Origin of the sequence: Kribbella sp., from assembly GCF_035655035.1 — a bacterium.
Taxonomy (GTDB): Bacteria; Actinomycetota; Actinomycetes; order Propionibacteriales; family Kribbellaceae; genus Kribbella.
Map to the genome: position 1 here is coordinate 1 of NZ_DASRVN010000484.1, position 7,650 is coordinate 7,650.

Sequence of the window (7,650 nt, forward strand, 5' to 3'; positions counted from 1 at the left end):
GCCGCGACCAGCCGGATGTGCTCCGACAGCAGCATCCCGTTGCCGAACACGTCACCGGACATGTCGCCGACGCCGACGACCGTGAAGTCCTCGTTCTGGCAGTCGTGGCCGAGCTCGCGGAAGTGCCGCTTGACCGACTCCCACGCGCCGCGCGCGGTGATGCCCATCGCCTTGTGGTCGTAGCCGACCGAGCCGCCGGACGCGAACGCGTCGCCCAGCCAGAACCCGTACTCCTTCGCGACCCCGTTCGCGATGTCGGAGAACGTCGCCGTTCCCTTGTCCGCGGCAACCACCAGGTACGCGTCGTCACCGTCGTACCGGACCACGTCCCGGGGAGGAACGATGTCGCCGGCAACGATGTTGTCGGTGATGTCCAGCAGCCCGGAAATGAAGGTCTTGTACGACGCGATGCCCTCGGCCAGCCAGGCATCCCGGTCCACCGACGGGTCCGGCAGCTGCTTGGCGTAGAACCCGCCCTTCGCGCCGACCGGCACGATCACCGAGTTCTTCACCATCTGCGCCTTCACCAGGCCGAGGACCTCGGTACGGAAGTCCTCACGCCGATCCGACCAGCGCAGACCACCACGGGCGACCGCACCGAACCGCAGGTGCACACCCTCGACCTGCGGCGAGTACACGAAGATCTCGTACGCCGGCCGCGGCTGCGGCAGGTCCGGGATCGCCTTCGGCTCCAGCTTGAGCGAGATGTACGACCGCGGCTGCCCGTCCGGTCCCGGCTGGAAGTAGTTCGTCCGCAGGGTCGCCTTCATCACGGTCAGGTACGACCGCAGGATGCGGTCCTCGTCCAGGCTCTGGACCGTGTCGAGCGCGGCCAGGATCTCCTTCTCCAGCTGGTCGCAGCGCATCGTGCGGTCCGGGTCGTCGGCCGCACCGCGCGCGGGGTCGAAGCTGGTCTCGAACAGCTGCACCAGCAGGCCTGCAACGTCCACGTGGTTCAGGAAGGTGTTCTCGATGTAGTCCTGGCTGAACGGCGTACCGCCCTGGCGCATGTAGCGCTGGTAGGCGCGCAGGATCGACACCTGCCGCCAGCTGAGGCTGCCACGCAGTACCAGCGCGTTGAGCTTGTCGGACTCGGCCCGTCCTTCCCACACCGCCTGGAACGTGTCGGAGAACAGCGTGCGCAGCTCCTCGCGCTCTTCGCTGTCCTCAGGCGCCCGCAGCCCGAAGTCATAGATGTACGCCATGCTGCCGTCGGCCCGGCGGATCTCGTACGGGCGTTCGTCGACAACCTCCACGCCCATCGCGCTCAGATGCGGCAGTACGTGCGACAGCGACAAGGCCGAGCCGGTGCGGAACACCTTGAAGCGGCGCTCGCCCTCCCACTCCTCGTCGATCGGGCTGTACAGCGACATCGCCAGCCCGTTGTCCGCGGGCAGCCCGTCCAGCACGTGCACGTCGTTGACCGCGACGCGGGCGTCGAAGTCCTCCTTGTACGCCTCCGGGAACGCGTCGGCGTACCGGCGGAACAGCTTCGTGACCGCACCGTCGCCACCCTGCGCGTGCAGCGCCGCGGTGAAGTCGTCCTCCCACGCACGGGTCGCCTCGACGACCTGCTGCTCCAGGGTGTCCGCGTCGAACTCGCCGACGGTCTCGCCCTGCTTCATCCGGACCACGAAGTGCACGCGGGCCAGCACGGACTCGGTGACGTACGCCGCGTACGTGACGGACTCGGCGCCGATGGCGTCCTTGAGGATCTGCTGCATGCGCAGCCGGACCGCCGTGGTGTAGCGGTCACGCGGCAGGTACACCAGGCAGGACAGGTACCGGTTGTACACGTCACGGCGTACGAACAGCTTCACCGCGCGCCGCTCCTGCAGGTGCAGGACGGACTGCACGATCGGCAGCAGGTCCTCCACAGGAGCCTGCAGCAGCTCGTCGCGCGGGTAGGTCTCCAGTACGTCGAGCAGGCCCTTGCCGCTGTGGCTGTTCGGGTCGAAACCGGTCAGCCGGAACAGCTCCAGCGCCTTGCGCCGCAGCACCGGCACCTGCATGACGCTCTCGGTGTACGCCGTCGACGACAGCAGGCCGATGAACCGGCACTCACGGACCGGTGCGCCGTTCTCGTCGAACTGCTTGATGCCTACGTAGTCGAGGTACGACGACCTGTGCACCGTGGAGCGGGAGTTCGCCTTGGTGAGGATCAGCAGCTTGCGTTCACGGGCCTTGGCGCTCACCTCGGGCGGCAGCTTGCCGGAGCCCGGCTTCGGATCCGGCCGGAGGATGCCCAGCCCGGTCCCGGGGCGGCCGCGCAGGATGCCCTGGTCGCCCTCCATGGTGAAGTCGTACTCGCGGTAGCCGAGGAAGGTGAAGTGCTCGTCGGCCAGCCACTCCAGCAGCTCGCGGGCCTCCTCCACCTCGCTCTCCGGCACCGGCAGGCTGTCGGCGTGCAGGCCGGCCGCGATGCTGACCGCCTTCTCGTGCATCTTCGGCCAGTCCTCGACGGCCTCGCGGACGTCGTTCAGCACCTTGAGCAGCTCCCGCTCGAGCGCGCGGTGCTCCGCGACGTCGGCGATCCGCTCGATCTCCAGGTGCATCCAGCTCTCCCGGACCAGGTCGTGCTCGTCCGGGGAGGTGGCGTCGTCCAGGACCTCCTGCAGGGTGCCGGCGACGTCGCGGCGGACCACGAACTGCGGGTGGATCAGCAGCTGCAGCTCCAGGTTCCGGTCGGTGATCACCATCGACGCGGTGTCGACCAGGAACGGCATGTCGTCGATCACGATCTCGACGACGGTGCGGCCGTCCGCGGACCAGCCGTACTCCTCGGGCGTCGGGGTAAAGACGTGCACCTTCGCGGTGCCCTGCGGCCGGGACATGGCCGACTTGTAGTGGTGCCGCGCGGCACCGAGACAATCGTTCGGCTGGCGTTCTGCGACGTCCTCGGCGGCAACGTGCCGGTAGTACTGCTCGAGGAAGGTCTTCAGCTTGACCGGGTCGACCACTTTGTCGTGCCCATGGGTTCCCGTGGCCACCGCCTTCGCGATCACATCGGCCTTCAGGACGTCCAGCTTGCTCTGCATTCCCCACCGTCTCCACACGTGACGTCGGCGTCGGCTCCCGCCGGACCGCACCACATTGTGCGGTCACTCAGAGATTAGTCCACCTTTGTCACTGGTGTGGTGTCGGGACGGGCCTGTCATCGTTTGGAAAGGCGCAGTGCCAGAGCCGGGCAGGCGAGGACTGCGCGGCGCGCATCCGGGAGCTCACCGGCGGTGATCTCGCGACCCCGCAGGACCGGGAATCCCCACTCGTCGAGGGCGACGTCGGCGGGCAGAAGGCCCGCGCACAAGCCGTGTCCGTCGCAGCGCGTCCAGTCGATCTCCAGCTTACTCATCGGGTCCCTCCGAGCACTCCGAGCACGGGCCGGCCGCACCCCGATCCGTTCAGGTGCCGCCGTACGTCGGCGTCGAACACCTCGAGCGCCGATGTGAGGAACCTCGCAGTCCCGTCCGGGTGCGCGCAGGCTCCCCGGCCCGGAACCAGCCCGAGATGCCGCTGGGCGTCGTACCAGCCGTCCGGGTCGCCGACGGTCATCCGGGCGAAGTCGTCGACCAGGGCGCCGAGGCCGAACACACACGGGCCGCACTGCCCGGCTGACTGACCTCTCAGCCACTCGGCGACCCTGGTGACCTCTCCCAGCGGACAGGTGTCGGAGCCGAGCGCCAGGACGATGCCCGCGGACACCTCCGGTCGCTGGAGCGTTACGCCTTCGGTGTGCGCCAGCCAGCGCCCGTGGTACCCGCCCAGAAGGACAGGACCCGGTTCTGCACCGGCGTACTGCAGGACTGTGTCCAGCGGGATACCGTTCGGTGTCTCGATCACACCTGGGTGCTGGACGGCTCCAGCGATCGTCAGGAGTTGCGTACCCGGCTCGGTGCTCAGCCCTGTGCTGCTGTACCCACGAGACCCCAGCCGCGCCAGTACGGCGAGTTGAGCGAACGTCTCCACGTTGGAGAGGAACGTCGGGCGCCGGTGGTACCCCTTACGCGTCGGGAGCACCCGACGCCCCGGTGGTACGGCGGTACCGCCCTCCAGCACGCTCAACACCGCACGGGCCTCCCCCGCGACGAACCGGCCCGGTGTCTCCCGTACCTCGATGGCCAACCGGTCGTCACGCTCCATCAGCGCCTGCCGGAGCGACATGGCGGCCTCACGGTCGTGTACGGCGATCAGCACGTGCGGCGCGCGTAGTGCATGCGCCAGACCGACAGCACCGTCCAGGACGAGGTGGGGTGCACGCGTCAGCAGTAGACGGTCCTTGCGGCTCACCGGCTCGCTCTCGGATCCGTTGACCACAACGGCTTCCACGCCGCGCTTCGGAAGGTCCTGGAGCTTCAGAGCTACCGGGAACGCCGCGCCACCGCGGCCTCTGAGCCCTACTGCTTCACAGAGCCGTAAGTACTCGTCACGGGACAGCTCAGGCTGCTGGCCGTGCGTCAGCAGGTGACGTTGGAGGTCCAAGCGCCCCTGGTCGAGTCCAGCGAGGACTCTGGCCTCACCGATCACTCTGACGTCGTCAATGGTGATCACTGTGTCCTCCAAACCCTTCCAGGTAGTGCGTTGAGTCGGTAGGCACCTGCGGTCGCCACCGCAGTCAGACAGCCGAGCGTGATGCCGAGCATCCACGGCGTACTGCGGTCCGTACCGGCCAGGAGTGCGTGCCCGATGGACAGCAGCCAGCCGATCGACGCAGCGATGTGCAGCTTGCGCCAGACCTTCGTGAACTTCTCCGACACGGCCAGCCGGCCACGGGCTGCCCCGACGAGTGACGCCAGCACCAGGCTGTACAGAGCGAGCACACCGACGACCATGGCGAACGGCCGGTAGCTAGAGCCGAACGGCCACAGCAGTACCGTCGGGCTGATGCTCACGTAGCTGTCGGCGATCACTGCGATGACATGCGTCGCCAGCAGCGCGAGGCCCGTAACAGCAGCCGAGCGGTGCACGTACTGCAGCCAGAACCGCCACTGCGGTCGCCGCACGCGCGGCATCACCATGCCGAGCACCGCAGACAGCGTGAACATGACCATCGTGACCACGCCGGCCGCGCGAGCCAGGTACCAGAGCGTCATCAGGCGGCCCTGCTCGCTGTCGGCCAGCCCGACAACTCGGTGACCTCACCGTCCGCGTCGATCAACCGGGCCGGGTGCCCAGCGAGCTTCAGCCGGCCAAGCGCGGCATCGCCCGTGGCCACGAGCGCAGTGCTGAAGGTGTTCGCCCGTACCGCGGTCGGCGCCCACACCGACGCGGTGCGGTACCTGCCGTCCGCGGGCTGTCCGGTGCGCGGGTCGATGACATGGTGGCCGTAGCCGCTCGGCGTCTGCCACCGCCGTACCGTCCGGGTCGAGGTGGTCAGACCACCGTGCGCCAGCGACACGAGTACGCCGGTATCACCGGCACGCTCGGCGACCGTGATCACCCAGGGCTTCTTCGGTACGCCGGCCGCGCGCAGGTCGCCGCCGATCTCGACCAGCACGGCGCAGCCGTAGCGCTTGCTGAGTACGTTCGCGGCCCGGTCCGCGGTCCACGCCTTCGCGGTGGCACCGAGGTCGAGCGCGCAGTCCGTCGGTACGCCGAGCATCGCCAGCTTCCGGTTCAGCCGTACCTGCTGCCAGCCGGCCACCGGCTTCGGCTCACCGGGCTCCTGCGGGAAACGCCGCCGTACCGTCTCGATGTCGGCGTCGTACCCGGCCGCGATCACCGCGGGTCCGACCGTCGGGTCGACCGCGCCGCCGCTCACCTGCGCCGCGACCAGGCTGACGTCGACCAGGTCGACGAGCAGCCGCGACACCGGCACGAGCGCACCTGCCCGATTGTTGACAATCGACAGCTCGGAGTCCGGGCGGAACCGGCTCGCGGCCTTGTCGACCCGGTCCATCAGGGTCTCGAGCTCGGCACAGGCCGCGCCGAGGACTGCCGGATCGTCAACAGTCAGACGAACCGTGCAGCTCCAGGCGGACCAGGTGCGGGCGGCGGTCATGATCCGTGGCTCCCACCCTGCGACGTGCCGGAGTTCGTCGAACCCAGACCGCTGGTGCTTCCGGAGCTGGAACCGCTGTTCGAGCTGTTGCTGTCGCCCGAGCTGCTGCTCGTCGTGCCTGAGGTGTTACTGCTCGAGTGCTTCGCCGAGACCACGGCGACCGAGACCCCGGTCGCGCCGACCCCCAGGACGGCAGTGGCTATCGCGGCGGCCGAGGCGCGGCGCAACCAGCGCGGGCCGGTGGGCTGGGATTCATCTGTTCTGACCATGCCCCAAGCCTCTGCCGGGGCGCTTCAGCCGCACTCCAAGAGAAGCTCAAGCCACCGTCAAGTTCTCCTGAAAGGTCTCTGAGAACAGTTCTCAGGAGCCGAGCGCGCAGTCGGTCTCGCAATGCTTGCCGACGGCCTCGACAACCTCGTCCGCGGCCTCGCCGAGCATCGCGAACCGCTCCGGCCCGAACACGTCGACGAAGAACTCCCGCACCCGCGCCGCGTGCGCCGGCGCACACTCCCTGATGGCCGCCAGGCCGTCCTCGGTGATGACGATCTCCGGGTACCGCGACTCGCAGGCCTCCTTGCGGATCAGCCCGCGCTTCTCCATCCGGGACAGGTGGTGCGACAGCCGGCTCTTCTCCCACTGCGTCGACCGGCCGAGCTCGAAGGCCCGCATCCGGCCGTGCTCGGACTCGGACAGGTTGACCAGTATCTCGAAGTCCGACTTGGACAGCCCGAAGTCCCGCTGGAGGTGCCGCTCCAGATGCGTCTCCAGCGTCCGCTGCATCAGCAGATAGCTGCGCCATGCCTTCTGCTCGTCGTCGTCGAGCCACGGTCCCTTGCTCACGTCGTCCATCCTACGGCAATGGGTTGACACATCAACCCGAGACGCTAGGGTTGACACATCAACCTAACTCTTCTGGGGAGTGAACGGATATGAGCACGAAGCTGATCGCCGTCGTCGGAGCGACCGGGGCACAGGGCGGCGCGGTGGCCCGGGCGATCCTGGCGGACCGGTCCGGCGAGTACGCCGTACGGGCGCTGACCCGGAACCCGGAGTCCGCGAAGGCGCGGGAGCTCGCGGCGGCCGGCGCCGAGGTCGTGGCGGCGGACCTCGACGACGAGGCGAGCGTGCGGGCCGCGTTCGAGGGCGCGTACGGCGCGTACGTGGTGACGAACTACTGGGCGCCGCTGACCCCGGAGCAGGAGGCCGCGCGGACCAGAGCCGAGATGGAGCTGGAGCAGGCGGAGACCGCGGCGCGGGCCGCCCGGGACGCCGGCGTCCGGCACCTGGTCTGGTCGACGCTCGAGGACACGCGGCCGTTCTTCGCCGGACGGGACGACGTACCGAGCCTGGACGGCGGGCGGTACAAGGTCCCGCACTTCGACGCGAAGGGCGAGGCCGACGCGCTGTTCACGAAGTACGGCGTGCCGACGACGTTCCTGCGGACCACCTTCTACTTCGACGCGTTCGTCAATGCCATGCGGCCGACGCGGAACGCCGACGGCACGCTGACGATCTCGTTCCCGATGGGCGACCGGCGACTCTCCGGGGTGTCCTCCGACGACATCGGCCGGAGCGCGTTCGCAATCCTCAAGCGCCCGGATCTCATTGGTGCGACCATCAGTATCGCGGGAGACCACCTCACCGGCACGCAG

At 68.7% G+C, this 7,650-nt stretch carries 8 protein-coding genes; 2 read left to right on the plus strand and 6 right to left on the minus strand.

Annotation, left to right across the window (positions count from 1 at the left end; all coding sequences use genetic code 11):
- From VFF46_RS26590 to VFF46_RS26610, 5 genes are all read right to left on the minus strand, one after another.
- Positions 1 to 3,038 (minus strand): NAD-glutamate dehydrogenase (locus VFF46_RS26590; RefSeq protein WP_325039950.1); only part of this gene is annotated, 3,038 nt, incomplete at its 3' end.
- Positions 3,039 to 3,154: 116 nt separating this feature from the next.
- Positions 3,155 to 3,352 (minus strand): ferredoxin, encoded by a 198-nt coding sequence (locus VFF46_RS26595; protein WP_325039951.1) that lies wholly within the window; start codon positions 3,350 to 3,352, stop codon positions 3,155 to 3,157.
- Positions 3,349 to 4,479 (minus strand): NADH-ubiquinone oxidoreductase-F iron-sulfur binding region domain-containing protein, encoded by a 1,131-nt coding sequence (locus VFF46_RS26600; RefSeq protein WP_325039952.1) that lies wholly within the window; start codon positions 4,477 to 4,479, stop codon positions 3,349 to 3,351. The genes VFF46_RS26595 and VFF46_RS26600 overlap by 4 nt, the downstream gene beginning before the upstream one ends.
- 65 nt (positions 4,480 to 4,544) lie before the next feature.
- A complete protein-coding gene (locus tag VFF46_RS26605; RefSeq protein ID WP_325039953.1) occupies positions 4,545 to 5,090 on the minus strand; it encodes a hypothetical protein in 546 nt (181 codons plus the stop codon).
- On the minus strand, positions 5,090 to 5,998 hold the full coding sequence (locus tag VFF46_RS26610) for an FAD:protein FMN transferase (RefSeq protein ID WP_325039954.1): 909 nt from the start codon (positions 5,996 to 5,998) through the stop codon (positions 5,090 to 5,092). The genes VFF46_RS26605 and VFF46_RS26610 overlap by 1 nt, the downstream gene beginning before the upstream one ends.
- A 24-nt stretch (positions 5,999 to 6,022) precedes the next feature.
- On the opposite strand from VFF46_RS26610, the gene VFF46_RS26615 reads away from it, so the two are divergent.
- Positions 6,023 to 6,349: a hypothetical protein gene (locus VFF46_RS26615; RefSeq protein ID WP_325039955.1), complete on the plus strand. Its 327-nt coding sequence runs from the start codon at positions 6,023 to 6,025 to the stop codon at positions 6,347 to 6,349.
- A gap of 9 nt (positions 6,350 to 6,358) precedes the next feature.
- Here VFF46_RS26615 and VFF46_RS26620 read toward each other — a convergent pair whose 3' ends face one another.
- On the minus strand, positions 6,359 to 6,847 hold the full coding sequence (locus VFF46_RS26620) for a MarR family winged helix-turn-helix transcriptional regulator (protein ID WP_325039956.1): 489 nt from the start codon (positions 6,845 to 6,847) through the stop codon (positions 6,359 to 6,361).
- Between the two features lie 80 nt (positions 6,848 to 6,927).
- On the opposite strand from VFF46_RS26620, the gene VFF46_RS26625 reads away from it, so the two are divergent.
- On the plus strand, positions 6,928 to 7,650 hold a 723-nt coding region (locus VFF46_RS26625; protein ID WP_325039957.1), incomplete at its 3' end, for an NmrA/HSCARG family protein.

What these genes read in the sequence shown, in the direction of transcription:
- VFF46_RS26595 (WP_325039951.1), bottom strand. Translation starts at nt 3,352, where the DNA reads ATGAGTAAGCTGGAGATCGACTGGACGCGCTGCGACGGACACGGCTTG.
- VFF46_RS26605 (WP_325039953.1), bottom strand. Translation starts at nt 5,090, where the DNA reads ATGACGCTCTGGTACCTGGCTCGCGCGGCCGGCGTGGTCACGATGGTC.
- VFF46_RS26610 (WP_325039954.1), bottom strand. Translation starts at nt 5,998, where the DNA reads ATGACCGCCGCCCGCACCTGGTCCGCCTGGAGCTGCACGGTTCGTCTG.
- VFF46_RS26620 (WP_325039956.1), bottom strand. Translation starts at nt 6,847, where the DNA reads ATGGACGACGTGAGCAAGGGACCGTGGCTCGACGACGACGAGCAGAAG.